The sequence below is a fragment of the Candidatus Delongbacteria bacterium genome (genome assembly GCA_020634015.1).
Lineage (GTDB): Bacteria > CAIWAD01 > CAIWAD01 > CAIWAD01 > CAIWAD01 > JACKCN01.
The window spans coordinates 255,038-281,536 of record JACKCN010000004.1 but is presented as its reverse complement, the minus strand read 5'-3'; the positions used below and the strand labels follow the sequence as shown (position 1 = coordinate 281,536).

The window sequence follows — 26,499 nt, the reverse complement described above, 5'->3', positions numbered from 1 at the left end:
CCAAGCCATTCCAGAATTCTCCCGAGAGGGCGGACCTGCTTGTTGATGGCATGCCTCGGCTCTGACTCCAGCCCCCTGCGTGTTCCGGCGCCGGGGGCTTTCTGTTGTCAGTCGGCCATTGCCACCCGATCCGGGCTGGTGTCGGGGTACGCGCCAGGCATGGTGATCTGGCACTTGTTTGTTGAATTGAAGCCCTCGAAGTGCCGATTTGACAAGCACCTGCGTCCGGGCAGTCAACTGGATCCCGCCTGATCCTTCAAGGCATCGAGGATCCGGGTGCGCCCGGGAGCCTCCAGTCGAAGTCGAGGAGATCTTCATGCGTCACCTGCGTTCGTGGTTTCCACTGCTGCTGATCCTGCTGCTGCCAACCGTGGCGGCATTCTGGCCCGCTGCGGGTCTGGCCCTGGCGTCCGAATCCGCGGTTGCCGAAGCTGGAGCACATCATGGAGCCAGTCTGGGCGAAAGCCTGCCGCTCTGGAGCGCGATTCCCTTCGTGGGCATTCTGCTGTCCATCGCGCTGTTTCCGCTGCTGGCCCCGCGTTTCTGGCACCACCACTTCGGCAAGGTGTCCGCGTTCTGGGCCGTGCTGTTCGCCGTGCCCTTCATGATTGCCTATGGTGTCGGCACGGGACTGTATTCGATCCTTCACATCTATGTGCTGGACTACGTGCCCTTTCTGGTGCTGCTGGCCTCGCTCTTCGTGATTGCCGGTGGCATTTCCATCAAGGGCGGCATCGCGGGCACGCCGAAAGTCAACACGCTGTTGCTGCTGATCGGTACTCTGCTCTCAAGCTGGATCGGAACCACCGGCAGCTCGATGCTGCTGATCCGCCCGCTGCTCACCTCCAACGCCCACCGCGAGCGCAAGGCCCACGTGGTGATCTTCTTCATTTTCCTGGTCTCCAACATCGGCGGAGCGCTGACCCCCATTGGCGATCCCCCGCTCTTCCTCGGGTTTCTGCACGGGGTGAGTTTCTTCTGGACCATGAAGATCTTCCCTTACATGGGCTTCAACTCCGTGATCCTGCTGGGGCTGTTCTATCTCATCGACACACTCCTGATGCGCAAAGAAAAGCCGGCACCCGCCGTCAGTTCCGATCCGATCCGCATCGAAGGGCTGCCCAATTTCCTGCTGCTGGGTGGAGTGGTGCTGGCGGTGATTCTTTCGGGCGTGTTCAACTCCCACCCCTTGTTCCTGGACGTCGAGCATCACATTCCACGGGGAATCACTCTGATGAATGGCGATCACCCCCTCGTGCTGCCCTGGATCAACATTCTGCGCGATGGGTTCATGGTGCTGCTGATGCTGGTGTCACTCAAGATCACGCGCAAGGAAGTGCGGGCCGCCAACGAGTTCGACTGGTTCCCGATCCAGGAAGTGGCGATTCTCTTCGCGGGCATCTTCATGACCATCATTCCCGCGCTGGAAATCCTCAAGGCGGGCCAGCATGGCGCGATGGCTTTCATCGTGAACCTGGTGCACAGCGAGGCCAGCTACTTCTGGGTGACCGGCGCTCTCAGCAGTTTTCTGGACAACGCACCCACCTACCTGACCTTCTTCAATACCGCACTGGGCTCGCTGACCCCGGGCATGACCGAGGCCCAGGGTGTGCCGCTGTTGATGAACCAGTTCACGGGCTATCTGGAAGCGATCAGCATGGGCGCGGTGTTCATGGGGGCCAACACCTACATCGGCAATGCACCCAACTTCATGGTCAAATCCATCGCCGAGCAGCGCGGGGTGAAGATGCCCAGCTTCTTCGGCTACATGGCCTGGAGCGGGGCGATCCTGATTCCGCTGTTCATCCTCAACAGTCTGCTGTTCTTCTGAGCAGGCAGAAAGTTTCCGCCACTTTGCCGCAAGACCGATCGGGGCATCCATTCTGGGTGCCCCGTTTTTCTGGGCTGCGCACCCCGGGACATTGCTGTCGCAGTGGCCTTCGTGCCTCCCAGTCGATTGTTCATTAGCTTGCCGCCTGTTTCCCGGCGCCCCGGAACAACGGTTCCGGCATCCCGGCCGATCGTGCGGACAACAACCGACTGGGGCGAACCCTCCGGATTCGCCGACCATTCCCACACCAGGGAGCTTCCATGCCCGGCTTCGAACGCTGGCACCGCGTCACCGCGGCGCTGGTCTTCTGTGCCGCCCTCGTCCTCTACCTGCTGACGATGGCCCCCACCACCAGTTTCTGGGATTGCGGCGAGTTCATCACCGCCAGCCGCACTCTCTCCGTGCCACATCCCCCGGGCGCACCATTCTATCTCCTGCTGGGGAGACTCTTCAGCATGCTGCCCTGGCCCACCGACATCGGTGCCCGGGTGAATCTGATCAGCCCTCTGGCCAGTGCGACCACGGTGATGCTGCTGTACCTGAGCGTGATCCATCTGATCGCCTACTGGAAACCGCGTCACGAGATGAGCTGGACCGACCTCTTCGGTGCGGCCCTGGGGGCCCTGGTCTTCATGGCCAGCGACAGTTTCTGGTTCAACGCGGTGGAAGCCGAAGTCTACGCGATTTCCATGCTCTTCACCGCGCTGGTGGTCTGGCTGGCCTTTGTCTGGAACGACCGGGTGGCCAGCGGGCGCGGCGATGGCTCACGCATGCTGCTGCTGATCTTCTTCATCATCGGGCTGGCCCTGGGCGTGCACCTGCTGAATGTGCTGGCGCTGCCGCTGGTGTTCATGATCATCTATTTCCACCACCGTCCTTCCGATCCGCCCCTGGTGATGCTGGGTTTTCTGGGTCTTTGTGTGCTCTCGATCCTGCCGGTGTATCCAGGCATCGTGTTCTATTTTCCGCGAATGGTGATGGCCTGGGGAGCCGGATCGGTACCCGTGCTGTTTCTGGTGCTGGCGGGCCTGTACCTGCTGGGGCAGCGCCAGGGTCTGCGCTGGTTGAGTCTGGGCAGTGGGGCCACCATCCTGGTGCTGCTCGGTTACCTGAGTTACACCGTGATCCTGCTGCGCAGTGGGCTGAATCCGCCCCTGGATGAGAACGACCCGGAAACCCTGCGCGGACTGATCTCCTATCTCCAGCGCGAGCAGTACGGCAGTACGGGCATCGTGGACCAGCTGGTCAACCGGGTGGCGCCCTTCTGGAGCTACCAGATCAAGCACATGTATCTGCGCTACTTCGCCTTCAATTTCGTGGGACGCGACTTCCTCTCCGACACGGTGCGCTTCAGCCAGTACTGGGGCCTGCCGCTCGTGCTGGGGCTCTGGGGGCTGGTGACTCACGGCTTCCGCGACTGGCGTCGTGCGCTGGTGCTGCTGGGGCTGTTCCTTCTCACGGGCCTGGCGATCGTGGTCTATCTGAATCAGCCCGATCCCCAGCCCCGCGAACGGGATTACTCCTATGTGGGCAGTTTCTTCGCCTTCGCGCTCTGGGTGGGGCTGGGCGCTGCCGCGCTGCTCGAGGATCTGGCCGCTTCCTTCAGGCGGGCATCCCGGGTGCTGATTCCGCTGGTTGCCGTTCTGCTGCTGGTGGCTCTGCCCTTGCGCATGCTGGCCACTGGCTATCACGTCCATGACCGTCATGGCAATTACGTTGCCTGGGACTATGCCTTCAATTCCCTCTCGATGCTGGAACCCAACGCGATCCTGTTCACCAATGGAGACAACGACACCTTTCCGCTCTGGTATCTCCAGGAAGTGGAAGGAGTGCGCCAGGACGTGCGCGTGGTGAACCTGAGCCTGCTCAACACGGGATGGTACGTGCGCCAGTTGCGTGACAAGGAACCTCGCGTCCCGTTGCCGACCCTCTTCACCGACGAGTTCATCGCCAGCCGTCTGGACGGAGCCGGCCAGGAAGCGCTGCTCTGGCGCTACTGGGGGCCGCGGCGCTGGCAGGATGCGGCGGGCAATCCGTTGCCCCGGGAAGAGTGGTACCGCATTCCCATGCGGGATCGCGAGGGAACGGAGTACAGCATCGAGGTGCCGCCCTCCATGGGGCTGGATCTGGGCGAGGGCGATTCGGACAGGAACCTGCTGCGCGTGCAGGACCGGATGATTCTCGAGATCCTGCGCGAGGGGCGCTGGCAGCGGCCGCTCTATTTTGCCGTGACCGTGTCCGGCGACAATTTCACCGGGCTCAAACCCTGGTTGCGCATGGACGGACTGGCCTTTCGGGTGATGGATTACAAAACCGGTGGCAGCGCCGTGGAACCCGCGGTGCTCGAAGCCAACCTGGAGCTCTTCGAGCAGCACTTCCGCAATCTGGACGACCCGGGAGTGTATTACGACGACAACATCCGCAAGCTGATCCAGAACTACCGCAGCAGCTATGTGCAGCTGGCCCTGCACTACGAGCGCGAGTATCCGGACAAAGCCCTCAACCTGCTGCAGCGCATGGATCGTTTCCTGCCCGAGGTGGTGGCCCCCAGTTTCAGTCCCGAGCTGGCGATGCGCGTGGGTGAGCTCTTCGGCCAGCTGGGCGACACCGCCAGCATGCGCCAGCGGCTGGAGTTCGCCAGTGACTGGCCCTCGGGTCTGGAGCCCGAAGAGCGCTTCAGCCTGGCCCTTGGCTGGCTCGATGGATTCGGCGATCAGGAACGCGCGCGCGCGCTGATGGAGCCCGTGGTCCAGGACGACCCCAATGGGGAGTGGGCTCTGCAGATGGGCCTGGGCTTCGAGCAGTACGGGCACCCGGAGGAGGCGATCCACTGGTACCGGCGCGTGCTCGAGAGTGCCCCGGGTGACAAGGACGCCATGGTGGCCCTGATCCGTGCCAGCGAGAAGGCCCGGGACTGGAAGACCGCCCTGGAAACCCTGGACCAGTGGATTGGAATGCATCCCGAGGACACCAGCGCCGCCGAGCGTCTGGAGCACGTGCGCCAGGCGCAGGCTGCCGATTCGGGAAAGGGCTCGTGAGTCCGGCCCCGGAGCACACGAGGCAGGCACGGGTCGCCATCGTGATACCCCATGCCGGTGGCACTGAGATCCTGCGGGCCTGTCTGGAGGCTCTCGAGAGCTGCCGCGAGCGCACACCACTGCGCCTGCTTCTGGTTGACAATCTCAGCCCGGACGACAGTGTGCGTCTGGCCGCGGAGCACCATCCCTGGATCGAGGTACTGACCCAGACCCGCAACCTGGGATTCGCGGGGGGCTGCAACGCGGGCCTGGCCCACGCCTGCGCCCAGCCGGGTCTGGAGTACGCGGTGCTGCTGAACAACGACACGGTCCCCGAGCCCGGGTGGCTGGACGCGCTTCTGCAACTGGCCGACGCGCACCCCGGGGTGGCCGCGCTGCAGCCCCGACTGCTCTCGCTGCCCAATCCGGGAAAGCTGGATTACAGCGGAGCGGCGGGCGGTCTGCTGGATCGGTACGGTTTTCCCTATGCCCTGGGCCGCCTCTTCGATCACATCGAGAGCGACGGGGCCAACTGGCTGGAACCGCGCTTGCTGGCCTGGACCTCGGGCACGGCCTGCCTGCTCAGACTGCAGGCGCTGCGCGAGGTGGGCCTGCTGGACGAGAGCTTCTTCATGCACATGGAGGAGATCGATCTGTGCTGGCGCCTGCGCCTCAAGGGCTGGAAACTGGCGTCATGTCCCGGCAGTCGCGTGCATCATCACAGCGGTTACAGCCTGAAGGCGGGCAGCCCGCGCAAGGTCTATCTCAACCACCGCAACAGCCTGCTGATGCTGGTGAAGAATCTGACTCCCGGGGCCCTCCTGGCCCGCCTGCCTCTGCGCCTGCTGCTGGACGGAGCTGCCTGCCTGCAGCAGCTGCTGAGCGGGCGTCCGGCCAGCGCCTGGGCCGTGATCCATGCGCTGGCCGGGTTTGTCAGACGGCTGCCCGCGGCTCGCGCAGAGGCAAAGCGACTGGCGGGCCTGACCAGTCGGGGGCCTTCCTGTGTGAAGGAGACCGAGTTTCCGGGAAGCATCGTGATCCAGTTCTGGATCAAGGGCCATCGCGGGGCGGACCAGCTGGGCTGGCTGCCTCCGCTACTCAAGTAAGGAGAGGGCATGGAGCCCACCCGACTCAGCGTGGTGATTCCCGCCTGGAATGAGGAACGGCGCATCGTGCCCAGCCTTGAGCGGGCGCTGCCCGTGCTCGCCCGGTTGGTGCCGCGACACGAGATCGTGGTGGTCGATGATGGTTCGGCCGACCGGACCCTCGACGTCGCGCGGGAGGTCTGCGCACGATTCGACGCCCCCTTCGCGGGGTTCAGCCTGGAGCACAACCGGGGCAAGGGTGGCGCGGTCAAGGCCGGCATGCTGGCGGCTCGCGGCGAGTTTGTGCTTTTCTGCGATGCGGACCAGAGCACGCCGATGACCGCGCTGGAGGGCTTTCTGCCCGGGATGGCACACAACGCCCCCGTGCTGATCGGCACGCGCAAGAGCCGGGAAGCCCGCATCGAGCGGCATCAGCCCTGGTTGCGCGAGAGCATGGGCAAGGCCTTCACCGGGCTGGCCCGCGCACTGATTGGAGTGCAGGTCACGGACTTCACCTGCGGCTTCAAGATCTTTCGCCGTGATGCGGCCCGGGAGATCTTTGGACGCCAGACCGTGAACGACTGGAGTTTCGACGCCGAGATTCTTTTTCTGGCACGGGCCCTGGATTACCCGATCCAGGAAGTGCCCGTGACCTGGACCAACGACACGGACACCAAGGTTCGCCTGTTGCGCGACAGCATCAACAGTTTCGCCGGCCTGTTGCGCATTCGGCGCCAGCAGCGTGCCGGTCTGTATCACCTGCCCAGCGAGAGCGGCAAAAGTGGGGACGCGAGCCAATGACGCCCGAGCAGGATCGCTTCAGCGTTGCCCTGACACTGGGACGCTATCGTTTGCGTCTGGATCTGATCCTGCTGCTGGCGCTGCTGCTGGGCAGTCTGGTGCGGGTCAACGGACTGGACTGGGGCTGGACCGATTTCTCCCCGCTGCCCGCCGCCCAGGCGCCCGCCATGAGCTTCTACAATTTTCATCCCGACGAGGCCTCCAACGTGCTGGTGGCGCGCAACTTCACCGAGTCGGATTCCTGGCGCCCCACCGGCGAGCTTTACGGACAGAAACTGGACTACAGTCTCTACGGTGCCACCACGGTCTACCTGCATGTGATGGCCGTGAAACTGGCGTCGGTCGTGGGTGGCTTCACGCCCTTCGACTTCGAGGACCCGCGCTCTTTCCGCGACACCTACCTGGCCATTCGCTGGCTGACCCAGCTGATGGGTCTGGCCAGCATCCTGCTGCTGTACATCGCGGCCCATCACCTGTACGGACGCAGAACGGCCCGCTGGGCCGCGCTCTTTCTGGCGTTGACGGCCTTCCATGCCCAGAGCGGGCGTTTTGGCACGGTGGATGTGCCCATGGTCTTCTTCATGGTCTGGAGTCTGGCCCATTCGGCGCGCCTGCTGCGCTTCGGCCAGCGCCGTGATCTCTGGCTGGGTGCGCTGGCCGCGGGACTGGCGCTCTCGACGAAAGTCAACGCGATTCTGGTGGTGGTGCCGCTGACCGTGGCCGAACTGGAGTGGCAATTCGCCCGCCAGGCCGGCCTCCGGATGGCCCTGGGCGCGCGACTGAAGTTCCTCTTGGGGCATCTGTTCGGCTGGCGGCTGTGGAGCGCGGCCGCGGTCACGGTGGGTGTGTTCTTCGTGCTCAATCCCTACGCCTTCCTGGACTACCACAACTATCTCTTCGGCGACCATGCCTTCGCCCTGTTCCACATCATCCGCAATGTGCGCGGCGAGTTCTTCTATCCCTTCCAGATCCAGTTCGAGCACATCCATCCTTTTGTCTACCTCTTCAGCAATGTGCTGCTCTGGTCGGCCGGGCTGGCGCTGGAACTGGCCGGCCTGGCTGGACTGGTCTTCATGGGGCTGACACGCAGACCCGCCGACCGCGTGCTGCTGGCCTGGTTCCTGGTCAGTGTGGCGCTCACCGGCAACGCCCAGGTGATGTTCATGCGTTACGCCCTGCCCTTTCTGCCGCTGATCGCGCTGGCGGCCGCACGCCTGGTCCAGGGGCTGAGGGAGGAATACAAGGGCGGCTGGACCCGGCCCGCATCCTGGGCCCTGGGGCTGCTGGTGCTGCTGCCCAGCCTGCAATGGAGCATGGCGCTGGCCTCCGTGCATTCGGTCGAAGACAGCCGGATCAGCGCGGGCCGCCATCTCAAGCAGGTGCTGCCCAGCGGCGCGGTGGTGCTGCACGAGCGCAGCGCCAACAGCATCAAACCCGTGATCCACCGTCCGTCCTACACCAATGTCTGTCTCGAGATTCCCGCCTTGCAGCGTGCCGTCGAGAGCAATGCGGCCAGCGCGGGCCAGCAGGTGGACGCCCTGCGCGCCCGGCTGGATGGAGTTGAATGGGCCGCTCTGCTGGAAAGCAATCGCAAGCTGGGCTTCGACCGCAATGGCGGCTACCCGGTGATCCGGGCGTTCTATGCCGAGCTCTTCGACGGCCGACTGGGTTTCCAGACGGACAGCGTGTTCCAGGTGCTGCCGCGCGCACTGGGCATCACGATTGACGATGAACCCGCCGAATTCAGCCTGCGCTATTACGACCACGAGGAGATTCACATCTTCCGGCGCCGCTCGGCCCAGGCCGTGGACAGTGCGTTCGTGGCCCTGCGCGCGCGCCTCGAGGACGGCCAGGACCGCACGGCCGCGCTGGCGCGCCAGGCACTGGCCGAGGGGCGCTTGGAAGATGCGCGCTCCTTTGCCGAACAGGGGCTGAACAACGGGACCGCCGGTGCGTCGATGTTCTATGAAGTTCTGGCCCGGGTCTTCGAGCAGGCCGCCCTGCTGGGCTCGGGCACTGAGGAACTGGATCTGGCCGCGCGCTACTATCAGAAGGCGATCCAGACGGACGCCCTGTTCCGTGAAGACCGGCTGGCCGACTATGGCGAATTCCTGCTGGCACTGGGGCAGCGCGAGGCACTGGGCCAACTGCTGAAACAGGTGGCTTCCCAGGGAATCAGTGCTCCCCGGCTGGATCAGTTGGCCCGTCGGCTCCGCGACGGCAGCCCCACCCCGTGAACCCCGGGAGGTATCCGGTGAAAACAGCCCAGAGACTTGTCCTGTTGCTGCTCCTGCTGGCCCTGGCCAGTGGGTGCTCCAAGCCGCGCAGCATCGGCGAACTCTACGAGGTGACCGTGCTGGTGGATGATGCCGACTGGCAGGAGGTGGGGCCCCAGCTGGAAGAGCTGTTCTCGGCCACCTGGGTCACGCCCGAGGAAGAAGCCCGGATCCGGATGGTGCGTGCCGATCCCGGCCGGCCCCAGGAAGCCCTCAATCGGCGAAATCTGCTGATCGTGAGCGCCGGACCGGCCAGTGGACCTGTCGGTCAATTGCTGGAGTCCATGCTCAAGCCCGAGGTGCGCGACCGGATCGCCAAGGAAGAAGGATTTCTCTTCGCCCGGGACGAGGCCTTCGCGCGGGACCAGAAACTGGCGATCCTGGCCGCACCCGACCCGGTCAGTTTCAGGCGTCAGTGTGGCGAGCGCTCGGGCGAGATCCTGGACCTCTTCGAAGCCAATGACCAGGCGGCCCAGCTCGAGCGGCTCTATCGCAGCATGGAACAGACGGTGCTCGAGGATTCGCTGCGAACCAGCTGGGGATTCACCTTTCGCGTGCCCGTGGACTGGTTCCTGATCCAGCAGGAAGAGGAACCCCGCATGGTGCGCCTGCGCCGACTCTACCCGGACCGCTGGCTGACCGTGCACTGGGTTGCCGGCGACGACAGTCTGCGCCTGTCCGAGGAAGGCATGCGCGAGGTGCGCCGCCGCCTGGGCCGGGCCTACTACGACAAGGATTACACCGAGCCCTCCGTCGGTCGTTTCGGAGTCAGCAGTCTGGGTCAGCGCAGCACCACCCTGCTGGAAGGGTTCTGGGGCACCGACGACTACATCGGAGGAGGCCCGTTTCTGCTCTGGGCCTGGTTCGATCCCAAGGCAGGGCCGGCAGGGCGCACATACTATATTGACGCGGCCGTGCTGCATCCGGCCGGGGGCAAAGGCCCTTTCCTGCATCAGTTGAGAACCATCGCAGGCACCTTCCTGGGCAACCGGGATGAGCTGGCAGCCGGCTTCAGCGAACCGTGAACCACCGCAAACCCTGACCGTCCCGATCCGAACCGCATGCTCCGGGCGCGGTGACGGGCTCGACCGTCGCAGTGGTCTGATGACAATGGAGGATATCCGATGAGTGCCCGCATTCTGATGCTGATTGGTTCCGAGAGTGATCGCTCCGTGTTCGAAGAAGCCCGCCCCTGGCTGGCCGAGTTCGGAATCGATGGCGAATTGATCGTCTCCAGTGCCCATCGCAATCCCAAGCGGACCGCCGAACTGGCCGAGGGCGCCCGCGCGGCCGGCTACAGCGCGATCATCTGCGGTGCGGGCATGGCCGCCCATCTTGCCGGTGTGGTGGCCAGTCACAGCACCCTGCCCGTGATCGGTGTGCCGCTGGCCGGCTCGGCCCTCAACGGCATGGACGCCCTGCTGTCCACGGTGCAGATGCCCGCCGGAATTCCCGTGGCCACCACGGCCATCGGCAAGGCCGGCGTGATCAACGCGGTGCTGCTGGTGGCCCGCATGCTGTCACTCGGCGATGCGAAGATGGTCGAGCGCCTGGACGCCTTCATGGCCCGGGGAGCCCGACTCGCTTGAGGCAGCGTGTCCTGCTGACCGGCTGTCATGGCCGCCTGGGTCAACATCTGCTGCGTCTGTTGCTGCCACGATTCGATGTGCTGGGAGTGGGGCGTGCGCCCGGCAGTTTCGTGGCACACAGCCATTTCCGCTACGCAGCGATTTCCGGAGTGGGCAAGTCCGCGCTGAAGCCCCTGTTTCACGACTTCCGCCCGGATGCGGTGCTGAACGCCGCCGCCTACACCCAGGTCGACCGGGCCGAAGACGAGCGCGAGGCCTGCTGGCAGGCCAACGTGGACCTGGTGCGTACGCTGTCGGAACTCTGTCATCCCCGGGGCCTCTGGCTGGGCCAGGTGTCCACGGACTACATCTTCGACGGCGAGCACGGTCCCTATGAGGAGAGCGCCACGCCCTCGCCCCTGAATGTCTACGGTCAGAGCAAGCTGGCTGCCGAAAATCTGCTGCGGGGCGCTGGTGGCAACACGGCCATCGTGCGCACCATCGTGGTCTACGGCAAAGGCCATGGGCTGGGTCTCGATTTTGTCAGCTGGGTGCTGCAGGAACTGAGTGCCCAGCGTCCGATCCAGGTGGTCACCGACCAGAGCGGCAATTGCATCTGGGCCATGGAACTGGCGCGACTGCTGGTGCTGGCCATGGAGCAGCGGCGCTGCGGCCTGTTTCACGCGGGCTGCGACGAGGTGCTGACCCGATACGAGCTGGCCCGGACGGTGGCCCGTGTCTTCGATCTCGATGAGAACCTGGTGATCCCGGTGGCCAGCGCCCAGTTGAGCCAGGCCGCGAAGCGCCCAGCGCGCAGCGGACTGCTCACGGGTGAGACACGCCGCCAGCTGGGGATCCAGCTGCTGGGGCTCGAGGAGTCCCTGCGGGCCTTCAAGGCTGACCGCAGCCAGTCCTGGTCCATGAACTGAAGGATTGCCGATGACGCGCATGCTGGTGATCGTGCCCACGTACAACGAGGCGGAAAACATCGAACGGCTGGCCGACGAGGTCCTGGCCCAGGATGCCTGCATCGAGTTGCTGGTGGTGGACGACAACAGCCCTGACGGCACCGGCGAGATCGCCGACCGGCTGGCCGGTGATTCGGGACGCGTGCACGTGTTGCACCGGGCGGGAAAACTGGGACTGGGCACGGCCTACGTGGCCGGCTTCCGCTGGGCCATCGAACGGGGTTACGACTACATCTGCGAGATGGACGCCGACTTTTCCCACGATCCCCGGGTGCTGCCGGTGTTTCTCAAGACCATCGGCGAGGCCGACCTGGTCATCGGCAGCCGCTATGTCACCGGTGTGAACGTGGTCAACTGGCCGCTCTCGCGCCTGCTGCTGTCCTACGGGGCCAGCATGTATACGCGCATCATCACGGGCATGCCGGTCAAGGACCCCACCGGCGGTTTCAAGTGTTTCCGTCGTCAGACACTGGAAGCGCTCGATCTGGACCGCATCCGCAGCGGCGGGTACAGTTTCCAGATCGAGGTCAATTTCAAGGTCTGGCGCAAGGGGCTGCGGATCCAGGAGATCCCCATCATTTTCGTCGACCGGGCCGTGGGGCGCAGCAAGATGAGCAAGGCCATCGTGCGCGAAGCGGTCTGGATGGTCTGGCGGCTGAAACTGCGCTCCCTGCTTGGACGGCTGTAGTCGCGGCCCACCATTGAATCACACTCCGCGGCCAGCCCGCGTGAGCAGATACCGGTTCCCTTGCGCCCCGCGCGGGCGTGACGAGTGACCACGGAGGAAACATGTCCTACGGACCTGTGCTGGAATTCGAGAAACCCATCGCCGAGATCGAGCGCCGACTCAATGAGATGCGCGCCCTCTCCAATGGCGCGGGCCTGCATGCCGATCCGGAAATCGCCCGGATGGAGAAGAAGCTTGACAAGATGCGCAAGGAGACCTTTTCCAGTCTGACGGGCTGGCAGACGGTGCAACTGGCGCGTCATCCCCGGCGTCCCTTCACCCTGGATTACATCGAGCGTTTCGCAGCGGACTTCATGGAACTGCACGGCGACCGGGCCTACGGCGACGACCACAGCATCGTGGCCGGAGTGGGACACATCAGTGGGCGCGCGGTCGCGATCATCGGGCACCAGAAGGGGCGTGATACAAAGTCCAACATTTTTCGCAATTTCGGCATGTCCCAGCCAGAGGGCTACCGCAAGGCTCTGCGCGTGATGCGCATGGCCGAGCGTTTCGGTCTGCCCGTGCTGACCCTGGTGGACACGCCCGGTGCCTGGCCCGGTCTGGGAGCCGAAGCTCGTGGCCAGGCCGAAGCGATCGCCCGCAATCTGTTCGAGATGGCCAAGCTGCGGACCCCGGTGGTCAGTGTGGTCATCGGGGAGGGCGGCAGCGGAGGAGCGCTGGCTCTGGCGGTTGCCGACCGGGTGCTGATGCTCGAGCATTCGATCTACAGCGTGATCAGTCCCGAAGGCTGTGCCTCGATCCTGTTCCGTGATGCGGCCCGTGCCCAGGATGCGGCCGAGGCCCTGAAACTGACCGCGCCCCAGCTCAAGCAGCTCAAGCTGATTGACGAGATTCTGCCCGAGCCTCTGGGTGGAGCCCACCGCGACTGGGACGCCATGGCCGAGACCCTGCGCAACGTGGTGTCGCTGCATTTCGAGCAGCTCTGCGCGATTCCCCTGGATCAACTGGTGGAGCAACGCATCGCCAAGTTCGATGCGATGGGCGTCTATGACAGCTGAACTCCGGGTCACACGCAAGGGATGGCCCGTGCTGCTGCAGACACGCGTGCGCTATGCCGAGATCGATTCCATGGCCTTCGCCTATTACGGCCACGCGGCCGCCTGGTTCGAAATGGCGCGTACCGAGCGGATTCGCCAACTGGGCATCTCCTATGCGGACATCGAAAATCAGCACGGCCTGTGGTTGCCCGTGCTTGAACTGCAGGTGAAGTACCATCTGCCCGCGCGCTATGACGATCTGCTGGGGCTGGCGGCTCGCATCCGCTGCGAAGGCAGCCGCGTGCTGCGCATATCCTATCAGGTCCAGCGCGACGATGAGGTGCTGTACACCGGGCAGACCGTGCAATGTTTCCTGGATGCCGCCAGCCAGCGGCCCGCATGCATTCCCGATTGGTTTCGCGAACGCCTGGAGGCACACCCTGACTGAGCGCCCGCTTTCGAGCCTGCTGCTGGAGGTGCTTTGCTGCCCCTGCTGCTCCGGTCAATTCACGGTCCTGCCGGGCAGTCTTCGCTGTGACTCCTGTGGGCGCCGCTTTCCCTGCGTCGACGGCCTGCCCGATCTGGTGCCCGAGTCCGACTTGCCGCCCGAGACCTCGGTTCCACCACCCCGGGGACCTGCTGAATCGCACTGAAGGGAGTGTTTTCTGGACACTTTCTGATCCCCGGGTCCACCTCCATCCTCCGGTATTTTACCCTTCGTGTTGTATCTTCGGCCCTTGCAACCGTGCTGGATGAATGGCATCCGGCACCGCAGAGCGGAGACCACCGATGCCCCTGATTGCCCAAGCCCCCCAGGGAGGCGGCCTGATGGCCTTCCTGCCTTTCGTCGTGATGATCGCGATCTTCTATCTGCTGATCATTCGACCCCAGATGAAGCGGCAGAAAGAACATGCCGCCATGCAGCAGTCCCTCACCTCGGGAGACCAGATCGTGACCACCGGTGGTGTGCACGGTGTGATCAAGTCCGTGAAGGAAGACAGCCTGCAGGTCAAGATCGCCGAGAACACCGTGGTGGATCTGGACCGCAACGCGGTCGCCCGCAAGAAAAACGCCTGAATCCATGGAAAATCCGGGGAGTCCCATGACCCTGAACATCCACATCCTGGGAGACCCGGTCCTTCGCAGGCCCGCGCGCCCGGTCGAGACCTTCGACGACGGGCTGAAGGATCTGGTCCACGACATGTACGAGACCATGCTCGAAGCCGATGGCATCGGCCTTGCCGCGCCCCAGATCGGTCTCGAACAGCGCCTGCTCGTGCTGGGCATCCCCATGGAAGATGAGTCGATCAAACTGGCCGCCTTCATCAATCCCGAAGTCCTCGCCACGCGCGACCGCTGCCGGATGGAAGAAGGCTGCCTGAGCATTCCCGGCATCCGGGCCGACGTGGATCGCCCGGCGCGCATCCAGTTGCGCTGGCAGGATGTGGACGGCAGCGAACGCAAGGCCTGGTTCGACGAACTGGAAGCCCGCGTCCTCCAGCACGAGATCGATCACCTCGACGGCAAGCTGTTCATTGACTATCTGGCTCCCGAGGAGAGGGCCGCATTGCAGCCCGCGATCCAGCGTCTCCAGGAGTTGCAGGGTCGTGGTGGCAAATGATGGCACCGGCGCCCGAGGGCGCCGTCTTGTTTTCATGGGCAGCCCCGGATTCGCCTTGCCCTGCCTGCAGGCCCTGCTCGAGGATGGCTGGGACGTGCCACTGGTCCTCAGTCAGCCCGATCGGCCGGCGGGGCGCGGACGGGGGTCCCGACCCACCGAGATCAGCGCCTTCGCCCGGGAACGGGGGCTTGCGCTGGAGACGCCCGTCGATCTGGAAGACCCGGGCCTGCACGAGCGACTGAAGGCGGTGGACGCGCCCTGGTTCGTGGTGGTGGCCTATCGGCTGCTTCCCGCGAGCGTTCTGGCCCTGCCGGGGCGAGGGGCCGTCAACCTGCACGCCAGCCTGCTGCCCGACTTCCGTGGGGCGGCGCCCATCCAGCGGGCGATCATGGCGGGGTGTTCCCGCAGTGGGTTGAGCACATTCCTGCTCAGTCCGGGGGTCGACACGGGTCCACTGCTGATGCAGAAGGAGATTGAGATCGGCCCCGACGAGACCGGAGGCCAGCTCCACGACCGGATGATGCACGCGGGGGCCCAGCTGTTGCGGGCCACCATGGACGGTCTGGATGCCGGCACCCTCACGGGTAAGCCCCAGGCACAGCGAGATGGCTTGCGACGTGCTCCGAAACTGGGGCCTCGCACACGTCGGCTCGACTTCAGCCGTCCGCTGCAGGGCCTGCACGACCGCATCCGCGCACTGGCTCCCGCTCCGGGTGCCCAGTGTCAGTTCCGAGGCCGACGGCTGCAGATTCTGGCCACCCGCAGGACCGATGAAACAGTCCCGCAGGGCTGCCTGCCCGGAGAACTGGTGCTGCTGGCCAGTGGTGGTCTGGCCATTGTCTGTGGCGACGGGCTGCTGGAATGCCTGCTGCTCAAGCCCGAGGGAAAGGGGCCGCAGGAAGCATCTGCCTGGCTCAACGGTGCCCGTCCATTGCCGGGCGAGCGCTTGCTGCCCGTCGAATGAGATTTCGACCCGGGATGTCCGGGTCCCGGATGTCCTGTCCGCTGGATTGCGGATCATCGCTCGCCCGCCGACGCGGGCGACACAGCCGAAGCTGGAGGTTCGATCATGCGTTCCGTTTCCCTGAGTGCGGTTGCCCTGCTGTTGCTGGGCACGGCCACGGCCAGCCTTGCCCAGTCCTTCGAAGATCTGCTGCAGGACATCGGTGACCAGAGCAGCGAGATCCGGCGGGCCTACTTCCAGCCCCTCGTGGATGCCAGTGCCCTGTTGGCCAGTTCGGGAACCTATCACACCGGCAAGTCCCACGGATTGGCGGGTTTCGACGTCGGCCTGCGCATGCCCCTGGTGCTGCTGACCAGTGGCGACCAGCTGGGCATCCTGAGTGACACACCCGTCGATGTGATCGGTCTGCCCATGCTGACCGCCAACAAGGGTCTGGTCAAGGGCTTCCAGGTGGGCGCGCGCCTGATGAAGATGCAGCTCAACGAAGACGTGGGCGACGTGACGCTCTACGGCGGAAGCCTGCGCTGGGAAGCCAATGAAATCTTCCACATCCCCTTCGTGATGCCCCGGATCGCCCTGCAGGCCAACTACAGCCAGTTCAAGCTGGGCGAGTCGATTGACACCAAGGGCATGACCTGGGATCTGATCGTCTCCAAGAAACTGCCGCTCGTCGAGTTCTATGGCGGCTATTCCACGGGCACCATGACCGGCACCTTCGACTATACCTTCGTTCCGCAGGAGGGAGTCGACGGCATCGGGATTCATGAGGAACTGGACGGCAAGGTCTCCCGCCTGAATCTGGGCGTCAACGTGACCCCGCTGCCCACGCTGAAGATCAACGGTGAATACGGCATGGGTGACTACAACAGCATGTCCCTTGGCCTGATCCTCAGCATTCTTTGATGGTGAGTGTGGAACAGGGCGGAGTGCGGGAGCCGGAAAACCTGCTGCTGATCGGGTCCACCGGGTCCATCGGCGAGAGCACGCTCAAGGTGGTCCGGCGTCATCCAGACCGGTTCCGGTTGGTGGGGCTGACCGCGCATTCAAGCTGGCAACGGCTGGCGGAGCAGGCCCGCGAGGTGCGGCCACGCTGGGTTCATATCGGCGAGGCCTTTTTCAAGGATGTGCGAGCCGCGCTTGAGGGCACGGGCATCGAGGTGCTCAGCGGCCGCCGTGACCTGGTCGACCTGCCGGCCCGCGAGGGCTGCGATACCCTGGTGCTGGCGATCGTGGGCACCCGGGGGCTGGAACCGCTGATGAGCGCGATCAAGGCCGGCCGCCGGATCTGTTTCGCCAACAAGGAACCTCTGGTCACGGCCGGTGAGCTGGTCATGAAGGAAGTGCGCCAGCGTGGCCTGCACTGCCTGCCCATCGACAGCGAGCACAGCGCCATCCTGCAGTGCCTGCGTGGCGAGAACATGCACGAGGTGCGCCGCCTGATCCTGACCGCATCGGGTGGACCCTTCAGGCAGTCCACCCTGGAAGAGTTCAACAGCGCAACCCGCGAGCAGGCTCTGCGCCATCCCACCTGGGAGATGGGCGCCAAGATCACGGTGGACAGCGCCACCATGATGAACAAGGCGCTTGAAGTCATCGAAGCCCGCTGGCTGTATGATCTGCCCGAGGATCAAATTGACGTGCTGATCCATCCGCAGTCGATCGTGCATTCGATGGTCGAGTTCCGCGATCGCAGCGTCAAGGCGCAGTTGGGACTCCCCGATATGAGGATTCCCATCCAGTATGCTCTGAGTTACCCGGAACACCTGGAACTGGACATGGAAACCGTGGACTGGGTCCGGCTTGGAGCTCTCAGTTTCGAAGCTGTCGATGACGTGAAATTCCGCGCCCTGCCGCTGGCAAGGGCAGCGCTTCGGCAGGGGCGTGGTGCACCCTGCGTGATGAATGCGGCCAACGAGGCGGCCGTGGAACTGTTTCTGGCGGGAAAACTGTCCTTCTCGGGCATCTACCGCCAGGTTGAATCGGCCCTTTCCGCATGGCAGGGACGGGCCGAGAGCCTCGACGAGCTGATCGCGCTGGATCGGGACACCCGGGAAAGCGTGTTGAAGGCGGTTTGCTGACAAGGGGGAGAGCGCAACCGAAGGTATGCGCTGCCGCGAACTGGTCCATTTCTGGAACTACCGGATGCTGACACTCGCATCGTTCATCGTCGTCATTGCCGTGATCATCCTGGTGCACGAGGCGGGCCATTACATCGCGGCCCGGATGTGCGGCATCCGGGTGGACACCTTTTCCATCGGTTTCGGCCCCCGGATCCGCAGTTTCCACTGGCGCGGCACCGAGTTCGTGCTGGCCTGGATTCCGCTCGGCGGCTACGTCAAGATGGCCGGCATCATTGATGAGAACTTCGACGGCAGTACCAGCCTGACCGGTGCCGACGACGAGTTCATGTCCAAGTCCGCACTGCAGAAGGCATTCGTGATCAGTGCCGGTGTGATCATGAACATGGTGCTGGCCGTGGTGATCTACAGCGGCATCTTCCTGTTCTGGGGCAATCAGGTCCCTTCGGACGATGCGGTGATGTCAGCCGTGTACCAGGGCTACCCCGCGGCTCAGGCTGGATTGCAGCCAGGAGACCGTGTGCTGAGCATCGACGGCACCGTCGTGTCCAGCTGGCAGGAAATGGAACGCATCATCCGCAACAGCGCCGGTCAGGAGCTGCAGCTGGAACTGGAGCGCGATGGCAGTACGCTGAGCGTGAGCCTGACTCCCCTGGAAGATTTTGACGAAACTCTGGGCCGCGTGGGGCGGGTGGGAATCCAGCAGAGCATGATGCGCGAATCCGTGAGCCTGAGTGATGCCCCCGCACTGGGGCTGCGCCAGACCGGCCGCGTGATCGAGATGGCCTGGAGTACCTTGCGTTCCCTGATCAGTGGCCAGGCCAGTCTGCGCGAGGTGGGCGGGCCGATCTTCATTGCCCAGATGTCCGGCACCGTGGTACGCAGCGGGCTGGAAGCCTTTCTCAGTTTCATCGCCTTCATTTCGGTACACATCGGTTTCATGAACATCCTGCCCTTTCCCGTGCTGGATGGGGGTCACCTGGTCTACATTCTCATCGAGAGCGTGATCGGCCGCCCGCTGCCCACGCGTCTCAAGCTCTGGATCAACCAGGCCGGCGTGCTGCTGCTGCTGCTGCTGATGGTCTTCATCATGAAGAACGACATCCAGCGCATGCTGGGGGGCGGGACCTTCGGTGAGACACCCACCACGGAGGAAATGGCCCCTGCTCCGGGGGACAGCAGTGGGCACTGAGAGTCGGTTCAGAGGACCCCTGTATGTTCTGTTGATGTGGCTGGTACCCTGTCTGGCCGCCGTTCCCTGGACCCCCGACGCCGATTCCCGCCTGGACCGCATCGCCGTCTCCGCGATTCTCGCGGAGTTCTCGGGCGACCAGCAACGCGCTCTCAGCCAGTTTGCCGACCTCCTGCGGGCCGACCCCAGTCTGGTCTTCGCTGCCGATGCACTGCGCGAACTGGCCCTGATGGGCGGCTCAGCGGAAGCCCTGAGCGTGCTGGGGCCGTGGACCCTGCAGTACCGCAACGATGACACGGCCATTCTGTCGCTCTGGCTCGAGAGCCAGCTCGACCGCCGGTCGCTGCGCGGTCTGGACGACGCTCTGGCCAGCCTGCCCGACAGCTCATTCACCGACATCCGGATCCGGGGCGAACTGAAACACGGCGACACCGCCAAGGCCTGGAAGCGACTGGACGCACTCTCGGACTGGAACCAACTCAACGATGAGGACTGGATCCAGTTGCTGGAATGGCGCAACAGAGAATCCGCGCCCTTCACCGGCCGGGCCCGCGAGCTGGCTCTGGACTGGCTTTCGGTCATGGAACGCGGCGGCCGAAGCGCTTTCTTCGACCGCGGACTGGCCAGCCTGCCCGCCCACGAAGGAGCCGAACTGCGCCTGCGTCAGGATCTGGCACACGGCCGACTGGACTCGGCCTGGGCACACCTCGAACGCATGCTGGGCTCGCGCGATGTGCCGCCAGATGCCTGGACGGACCTGTTGCAGTGGGTGCGGCTGAGCAATCCCGGCGCCTCCGCGGACAGCACACTGATTCACGATTCGGGCCTGCGGGCGCTGACCTTGCTGGATCACAGCCCCATGCGCGACGATGCACCCGCATTGCTGGCCAAGGCGCGTCTGCATTGGCTGCTGGATCAACCGGATCCGGCGCTGGCAAGCCTTGCGAGCTGCCTGGAGCGTGATTCACTCCAGGTGGACGCACTTGTGCTGCAGGGCCACATCCATCTGACCCTGGCGGCCTGGCAGCCCGCGCTGGATTCATTCCAGTCGGCCTCGCGTCTCTTTCCCGGCCACCCCGATATTCTGGACCCGCTGGCCTTCTGTCTGCAGCAACTGGGGCGCCTGCGCGAGGCCGCTCCCCTGCGGGCCGCCCTGGTGGAAGCCTTTCCGGCCCAGCAGTCCTTCTGGATCGACTATGGCAACCTGCTGCAGGAAATGGGCGAACGGGACGCGGCCCTGGCACTGAGCATGGAGGCCGTGCGCCTGTTTGGCGATCGCAGCCGGCCGATGCTGCTGAACAACACGGCCTACCTGATGGCCCAGATGGATCACGACCTGCCCCGGGCCGAACTCATGGTGCGTCAGGCGCTGTCCAGTGATCCCGACTCGCCCTTCTACCTCGATACCCTGGGCTGGATCCAGCTCAAACTGGGTGAGCCCGAGCAGGCGCGCGTGTCTCTCGAAAGGGCACGCGAGCTCAGTCCCGCTGACCCCGAGATCCTGGAACACCTGGGTGAGCTCTACCTCGCCCTGGGGCAACACGCTCTGGTTCGGCAGGTCTGGCGTGAGGCCCTGGGACTGCAGCCCGACAATGGCCGGCTGCGCCTGCGGCTTGACGCCCTCGACGAGCCCTGATCCTGGGGAAAGCGGTCCTCTGTTTTTCTACCTTGAACGCCGGTCACGGCGGGCGAGTGGCCGCGCAAGCAGCTTGAACCGCGCGCCCGACTCCCGTCAGCCGACCGGCAATCCGAACCTGTCCGGCAGCACCAAGCCCGTGACTGCCGCCATGAAACCGAGGAACCCATGAGCGCACACCTGAACGTGCAGAAGCTGCTGGATGCCTGCCTGTCGGGGCTGCCGGCCGGAATGCCCGCCGAGGCGCTGTTCTGGTCCGATGCCCGCCGCCTGTCACGCTTCGCCAACAACAGCATCCAGCAGAATCTGGCCCGCGAGGACGGAGTGCTGCGCCTGGTGGTGCAGGACGGGGACCGACTGGGCAGCGCCAGTTGCAACCACTTCGACGGCGACAGCCTCCAGCGCCTGCAACGCACGGCCCTGGATGCGGCGCGCGCCGGTTCGCCCTGCAAGGATCTCCAGATCCTGCGCTCCAGCTGTGAGACGCCCACTCACGAGAACACGGACGAAGGCACCTTGAACCACACCCCGGAACAGAAGGCCGCCGCACTGGGCGGTACCTTCGAGCTGGCCAGGGAACGGGGATTCGAAAGCAGCGGCATCTTCAGCACGGCTCAGGCCGAGCTGGCGATGGCCAATTCCGCGGGCCTCTACTGCCACTCGCACAGCAGCACGGCCGTGTTCTCGGTGACCATGCAGACACCCGATGGCAGTGGCTGGGCCGAAGAACAGCACACGGCCGTGAATCAGCTGAACGTGGATGCGGTGACCCGGGAGGCGGCGTCGATCTGTGCCCGGGCCCAGAAGCCGGTGCCCATCGACGCGGGACGCTGGACTGTGGTCCTGCCGCCCGCGGCCGTCACCGACATGGTGCAGTTTCTGGCCTGGATGGGCTTTGGCGCACGGGCCTTTCTGGACGGCACCAGTGCACTCAGCGGAAAACGCGGCCAGCAGCTTTTCGGCGAGAACGTGAGCCTGCGCGATGACTGGTCCCACCCCCTGCTCAATGGGCGCCCCTTCGATCTGGAAGGTGTCGCCCGGCGCCGTGTGCCTCTCGTGGAACGGGGAGTCTTCATCCAGCCGGTCTTCGATCTGGGAACCGCACGTGAAGCGGGCGAGACCAGTACGGGGCATGGGCATGCCCGTCCCAACGGCAGTGGCCCCTGGCCCGAGAATCTGGTGCTCGAACCCGGTCAGCAAAGCATGGACGAACTGATCGCCGGCACGACCGATGGATTGTACGTGACACACTTCCACTACACCAACGTCGTGGATCCCATGACCCTGACCATCACGGGCATGACGCGAGACGGCGTGTTCCGCATCCGCAACGGCAAGCTGGCCGAGCCGGTGCACAATCTGCGCTGGACCGTGAGCCTCTTCGATTTCTTCCGCAACATCGAGGCGCTCAGCCGCGACCAGGTGCTGCAGTCCCGCACCTTCGGCGGAGGAGCCGTGGTGCCCGGTCTGCGGGTCCGTGAGTTCAATTTCAGCAGTGCAAGCAGTTTCTGAGCGGGCCGCAGGCTCGCCATCCAAGACAGGACGGCCGCGATGAAGCAGATCGGTGAATGGGCGCTGGACGCCGCCAGCCAGGCGGGAGTCGATTACGCGGATGCACGCCTGCTGGACACCTGGACCCAGGGCGTGCAGATGCGCAACGGGGAAACCTCCTCGCTCTGGGACAACCGCGACCAGGGACTGGGAGTGCGCGTGCTCGCCAAGGGAGCCTGGGGCTTCGCGGCCACCAGCCACCTGGACCGGGAGTCCGTGATCCGTTGTGCGCGCGAGGCCGTGGCCATCGCCCGGGCCAGCGCCAGCGTGAACAGCCAGTCCGTGCGTCTGGCCCCGGAACCGGCCTGGCAGGATTTCTGGCAGACTCCCGTGCAGCGGGATCCCTTCAGTGTCCCGCTGGAACAGCGGCTGGCCCTGCTGTTGGCGTGTGATGCGGAACTGCGGCGCGACCCGCGCGTCAAGGTCGCTTCAGGCAGCCTGCGTTTCGTGCGCGAGCGCATCCGGCTGATGTCCAGCGAGGGGCTGGATCTGGATCAGGAACTGATCCGCAGCGGTGCGGGCATTTCGGCCACGGCCACCGATGGTTGCGACAGCCAGACCCGCAGTTACCCCATGTCGCACGGCGGTCAGTGGATGAGCCTGGGCTGGGAGCTGATCGAGTCCATGGACCTGCCGGGAAATTCGGCCCGCGTGGCGGAGGAGGCGGTCGCCCTGCTCTCGGCACCCCTGTGTCCCAGCGGGACCATGGACCTGATCCTCAAGCCGGCCCAGCTTGTGCTGCAGATTCACGAAAGCGTGGGTCACGCCACCGAGCTGGACCGTGTGCTTGGGTACGAAGCCAATTACGCGGGCACCAGTTTCGCCACCACCGAGAAGCTGGGCAACTTCCGTTACGGCAGCCCGCTCGTGAACCTGGTGGCCGATGGAACCGTGCCCGGTGGTCTGGCCACCCGTGGCTACGATGACGATGGCGTGCGCCAGCAGCGCTGGCCCATCGTGCAGCAGGGCATCCTCAAGGGATACATGACCAACCGCGAACTGGCACACACGATCGAAGAGGGCGGCAGCCGCGGCTGCAACCGCGCCGAGACCTGGGGCGACATTCCCATCGTGCGCATCAACAATCTGAGCCTGATGCCCGGCGCCAGCAGCTGGGATGACCTGGTGGCCGGCGTGGATGACGGTGTGATCATGGACAGCAACAACAGCTGGAGCATCGACCAGCGCCGGCTCAACTTCCAGTTCGGTTGTGAGATCGGCTGGCGCGTGCAGAAGGGACGCATCACGGGTCTGGTTCGCAACCCCACCTATCAGGGCATGACTCCCCAGTTCTGGGGTGCCTGCGACGGAATCTGCGGCCCCGAGCTCTGGCAACTGATGGGCGTGGCCAACTGCGGCAAGGGGCAGCCCGGCCAGACCGCACACATGTCCCACGGCAGTTCGCCTGCCCGCTTCCGCGGGATCCAGGTGGGAATCAAAACCTCGTGAGTCCACTGGATTGGGGCATCGTCGGGCTTTACCTGGTCTTCGCGCTGGGTGTCGGCCTGCTGCTGCGCAAGAAGGGCGAGGCCTCGACCTCGGCCTTTTTTCTGGGTGGGCGCAGCCTTCCCTGGTGGGTCATCGGCACCTCGATGGTGGCCACCACCTTCGCTGCGGACACCCCGCTGGCAATCACCGAAATGGTGCGCACGGGCGGCATCTGGAAGAACTGGTGGTGGTGGAACATCGCCATGGGAGGACTGCTGGGAGTCTTCCTCTTCAGCCGGCTCTGGCGGCGCGCCGAGGTTCTGACCGACAACGAACTGATCGAAATCCGCTACAGCGGCCGCCCGGCCGCCTTCCTGCGAGGCTTCAAGGCCTGCTGGTTCGCGGTGTTCTACAACTTCATCGTGATGGGCTGGGTGATCAATGGCATGTCCACGGTCATCACGGTGCTCACCGGATATCCACCCGCGCTGGTCACCTGGACTCTGGTGGCCATCACAGTGGTCTACACCGTGCTCTCCGGGTTCTACGGCGTGGTCATCACCGACCTGGTGCAGTTCCTGATCGCCATGTCGGGCAGTGTGATCCTGGCGGTGCTGGCGGTCAAGTCCGTGGGCGGCATGGAGTCGCTGCTGGCAAAGCTGCAGGAAGTGCCCGAGGCCCCGGCCCACCTGCTGGCGCTGGTGCCCCCGCTGGATGCGGGAAGCGGCGGGTTCCTCTCGACCAACTTCTTCAGCTTCATGGTCTTCATCACGGTGATGTGGTGGTCCAGCCACAATGCGGACGGGGGTGGTTACATCATTCAGCGCATGTCCGCCTGCCGTGACGAACGTGATGCCTTCAAAGCCACCCTCTGGTTCACCGTGGCCAACTACGCGCTGCGGGTCTGGCCCTGGGTGATCGTGGCCCTGGTCTCGCTGGTGCTCTTTCCCGCGCTCCAGGATCACAAGCAGGCCTACCCGATGGTGCTGAACCAGGTGTTGCATTCGGGGCTGAAAGGTCTGCTGGTCACCAGTTTCCTCGCGGCCTTCATGTCCACCATCGACACCCACCTCAACTGGGGCGCCAGTTACATCGTGCACGACGTCTACCGGCGCTTCATTCGGCCCGTGGCCAGCGAGACACACTATGTCTGGGTCAGCCGGATCACGATTCTGGTGCTGATCTGCACCGCGGCGGTCATCTCGGGTTACATGACCAGCATCGAGAAAGCCTGGGTCTTCATCTGGGCCACCGGGGCGGGCATCGGGCTGGTGCTGATCCTGCGCTGGTTCTGGTGGAGGATCAATGCCTGGTCGGAGCTCTCGGCACTGGCCACCTCGATTCTCGTGACCATTGGTCTGGAAGTGCTGGCCTGGGCCCAGAGCGCCCCCGGCGAGTATCACCTCTTCGCCAGCACGGCCAGTCTCTTCGGGCAACCGCTGGGCAGCGCGCACAAGGCGCTGATCGTGGTGCCCCTGTCGATCATCGTCTGGCTCACGGTGACCCTGCTGACCCGACCCGAGCCGGAAGCGACGCTCAAGGCCTTCGTGGCCCGGGTCCGCCCGGGCGGTGCCTGGGGCCCCTACACGGTGGCCAGCCCCGACAATGTGCTGGGCGGCATTCTGCCGCGCTGGTTGGGAGGCGTGATGCTGGTCTACGGCATGACCTTCTCGATCGGCTCCTTCCTGCTGCAGCGCCCGGGCCAGTCGAGCCTGCTGCTGCTGACCGCCCTTGCGGGAATCTGGTTGCTGCGCAGGGAACACGATTCCGGCAAGGGATTCCAGTCCATGGCCGGCAACACCACCGGCAAGGAGGGACAATGAACTTCCTGCATACCTCGGCCCCCGAGATCCTGGTGCTGGACAGTCGGCTGAACAAGGCCCACTTCCAGGACAGCGATCTGCGCGAGAGCCAGATCAGTGGGTGCGACCTGCGCGATGTCCGCATCGAGAACTGCCGGATCGAGGGGGCCACCCTCGACGGCATCGGGCTGGAGCAGCTGCTGGCCTGCTGGCGCGCACACGGCAGCAGACCGGATGCCCCGTTGACGGAGCCAGCCAACCGCAAACGTGGCGGCTCACGCGGGGCTTCCTCCGGCACCCTCTTCGATCCGGACGGCACGGATGTCTGACACGGCCTCCGGGCCCTTCGAACGGGAGCGGCGCTTTCTGCTGAAGCCGGACCCGCTGACCGCATACCTGCGTGACACAGTGCCCGAGTCCGTGATGGAATTGCGCCAGGCCTACCTGGGGCTGGATCCGCAGCGCACCATCCGGGTGCGACTCGCACGTCCGTTGGCCGTCTCCGCGTTTCTGACCACCCTGCTGGGCGAGGAACTGCCGAAAGCAGGCCCCTGGCGTGAGGCCTGGCTCACTCTCAAAGGACTGAGCACCGTGGAGGACAAGCAACTGGTGCGCCGGGAGTGGGAACTGCCGCTGGACCCCGCCCAGGCCGGGACGATTCTGGAAGAGCTGGCGCTGAAACCGGAGATCCACAAACTGCGGGCCCGGATTACTGCCGGCGAGTTCTGCTGGGAGCTGGATCTGTTCCTGGGCCAGAACAAAGGCCTGCTGCTGGCCGAACTGGAACTTCCGGCGGGACTGGAGCTGCCCGAACGTCCACATTGGCTGGGCGACGAGATTACTGCGGACCTGCGCTACTCCAATTCGGCACTTGTCACACAACCCTTCGAAGGCTGGTCCGTCTGATCCCGGCCCGCACTCGCCGCGGCCCGCCGTCCAGCCATCGCCCGCTT

Annotated in this window: 23 protein-coding genes; all 23 read left to right on the top strand. The window is 64.7% G+C overall.

Annotated features, from left to right (window positions below; genetic code table 11):
• Positions 1–316: 316 nt before the first annotated feature.
• The 23 genes from H6678_09790 (at position 317) to H6678_09680 (ending at position 26,452) form a co-directional block, all read left to right on the top strand.
• Entirely contained in the window at positions 317–1,831 is a 1,515-nt protein-coding gene (locus H6678_09790; protein ID MCB9474090.1) for a sodium:proton antiporter, read from the top strand.
• A 260-nt stretch (positions 1,832–2,091) separates the two neighbouring features.
• Complete coding sequence (locus H6678_09785) at positions 2,092–4,869, top strand: DUF2723 domain-containing protein (GenBank protein ID MCB9474089.1); 2,778 nt, start codon at positions 2,092–2,094, stop codon at positions 4,867–4,869.
• Positions 4,866–5,954 carry a glycosyltransferase family 2 protein gene (locus H6678_09780; protein MCB9474088.1) on the top strand — a complete coding sequence of 363 codons (1,089 nt, stop codon included), beginning with the start codon at positions 4,866–4,868 and terminating at the stop codon, positions 5,952–5,954. The genes H6678_09785 and H6678_09780 overlap by 4 nt, the downstream gene beginning before the upstream one ends.
• A gap of 9 nt (positions 5,955–5,963) precedes the next feature.
• Positions 5,964–6,734, top strand: a complete 771-nt coding sequence (locus H6678_09775) for a glycosyltransferase family 2 protein (GenBank protein MCB9474087.1) — start codon at positions 5,964–5,966, stop codon at positions 6,732–6,734.
• Entirely contained in the window at positions 6,731–8,971 is a 2,241-nt protein-coding gene (locus H6678_09770; protein MCB9474086.1) for a glycosyltransferase family 39 protein, read from the top strand. Before H6678_09775 ends, H6678_09770 begins: the two co-directional genes overlap by 4 nt.
• A 17-nt stretch (positions 8,972–8,988) precedes the next feature.
• Positions 8,989–10,035 carry a DUF4837 family protein gene (locus H6678_09765; GenBank protein ID MCB9474085.1) on the top strand — a complete coding sequence of 349 codons (1,047 nt, stop codon included), beginning with the start codon at positions 8,989–8,991 and terminating at the stop codon, positions 10,033–10,035.
• Positions 10,036–10,134: 99 nt separating this feature from the next.
• Positions 10,135–10,599: a 5-(carboxyamino)imidazole ribonucleotide mutase gene (gene purE / locus H6678_09760; protein MCB9474084.1), complete on the top strand. Its 465-nt coding sequence runs from the start codon at positions 10,135–10,137 to the stop codon at positions 10,597–10,599.
• Complete coding sequence (locus tag H6678_09755; GenBank protein MCB9474083.1) at positions 10,596–11,507, top strand: NAD(P)-dependent oxidoreductase; 912 nt, start codon at positions 10,596–10,598, stop codon at positions 11,505–11,507. The genes purE and H6678_09755 overlap by 4 nt, the downstream gene beginning before the upstream one ends.
• Before the next feature lie 10 nt (positions 11,508–11,517).
• On the top strand, positions 11,518–12,234 hold the full coding sequence (locus tag H6678_09750; protein ID MCB9474082.1) for a polyprenol monophosphomannose synthase: 717 nt from the start codon (positions 11,518–11,520) through the stop codon (positions 12,232–12,234).
• A gap of 101 nt (positions 12,235–12,335) precedes the next feature.
• Positions 12,336–13,295, top strand: coding sequence for an acetyl-CoA carboxylase carboxyltransferase subunit alpha (locus H6678_09745; protein MCB9474081.1), 960 nt, complete (start codon positions 12,336–12,338; stop codon positions 13,293–13,295).
• A 28-nt stretch (positions 13,296–13,323) separates the two neighbouring features.
• Positions 13,324–13,722: an acyl-CoA thioesterase gene (locus H6678_09740; protein MCB9474080.1), complete on the top strand. Its 399-nt coding sequence runs from the start codon at positions 13,324–13,326 to the stop codon at positions 13,720–13,722.
• 341 nt (positions 13,723–14,063) lie between these two features.
• Positions 14,064–14,351: a preprotein translocase subunit YajC gene (yajC, locus tag H6678_09735; GenBank protein ID MCB9474079.1), complete on the top strand. Its 288-nt coding sequence runs from the start codon at positions 14,064–14,066 to the stop codon at positions 14,349–14,351.
• A 25-nt stretch (positions 14,352–14,376) separates the two neighbouring features.
• Positions 14,377–14,895 (top strand): peptide deformylase, encoded by a 519-nt coding sequence (gene def / locus H6678_09730; GenBank protein ID MCB9474078.1) that lies wholly within the window; start codon positions 14,377–14,379, stop codon positions 14,893–14,895.
• Entirely contained in the window at positions 14,882–15,859 is a 978-nt protein-coding gene (locus tag H6678_09725) for a methionyl-tRNA formyltransferase (GenBank protein ID MCB9474077.1), read from the top strand. Before def ends, H6678_09725 begins: the two co-directional genes overlap by 14 nt.
• Before the next feature lie 105 nt (positions 15,860–15,964).
• Positions 15,965–16,762, top strand: coding sequence for a hypothetical protein (locus tag H6678_09720; protein MCB9474076.1), 798 nt, complete (start codon positions 15,965–15,967; stop codon positions 16,760–16,762).
• Positions 16,762–17,937, top strand: coding sequence for a 1-deoxy-D-xylulose-5-phosphate reductoisomerase (locus tag H6678_09715; GenBank protein MCB9474075.1), 1,176 nt, complete (start codon positions 16,762–16,764; stop codon positions 17,935–17,937). The genes H6678_09720 and H6678_09715 overlap by 1 nt, the downstream gene beginning before the upstream one ends.
• Positions 17,938–18,001: 64 nt before the next feature.
• Entirely contained in the window at positions 18,002–19,129 is a 1,128-nt protein-coding gene (rseP, locus tag H6678_09710) for an RIP metalloprotease RseP (GenBank protein MCB9474074.1), read from the top strand.
• Positions 19,119–20,765, top strand: a complete 1,647-nt coding sequence (locus H6678_09705) for a tetratricopeptide repeat protein (GenBank protein ID MCB9474073.1) — start codon at positions 19,119–19,121, stop codon at positions 20,763–20,765. Before rseP ends, H6678_09705 begins: the two co-directional genes overlap by 11 nt.
• Before the next feature lie 168 nt (positions 20,766–20,933).
• Positions 20,934–22,277 carry a TldD/PmbA family protein gene (locus tag H6678_09700; protein ID MCB9474072.1) on the top strand — a complete coding sequence of 448 codons (1,344 nt, stop codon included), beginning with the start codon at positions 20,934–20,936 and terminating at the stop codon, positions 22,275–22,277.
• Between the two features lie 39 nt (positions 22,278–22,316).
• Entirely contained in the window at positions 22,317–23,765 is a 1,449-nt protein-coding gene (locus tag H6678_09695; GenBank protein ID MCB9474071.1) for a TldD/PmbA family protein, read from the top strand.
• Positions 23,762–25,567, top strand: a complete 1,806-nt coding sequence (locus tag H6678_09690; GenBank protein MCB9474070.1) for a Na+:solute symporter — start codon at positions 23,762–23,764, stop codon at positions 25,565–25,567. The genes H6678_09695 and H6678_09690 overlap by 4 nt, the downstream gene beginning before the upstream one ends.
• Entirely contained in the window at positions 25,564–25,875 is a 312-nt protein-coding gene (locus H6678_09685; GenBank protein MCB9474069.1) for a pentapeptide repeat-containing protein, read from the top strand. The genes H6678_09690 and H6678_09685 overlap by 4 nt, the downstream gene beginning before the upstream one ends.
• Positions 25,868–26,452 carry a hypothetical protein gene (locus H6678_09680; GenBank protein ID MCB9474068.1) on the top strand — a complete coding sequence of 195 codons (585 nt, stop codon included), beginning with the start codon at positions 25,868–25,870 and terminating at the stop codon, positions 26,450–26,452. The genes H6678_09685 and H6678_09680 overlap by 8 nt, the downstream gene beginning before the upstream one ends.
• Positions 26,453–26,499: the final 47 nt, after the last annotated feature.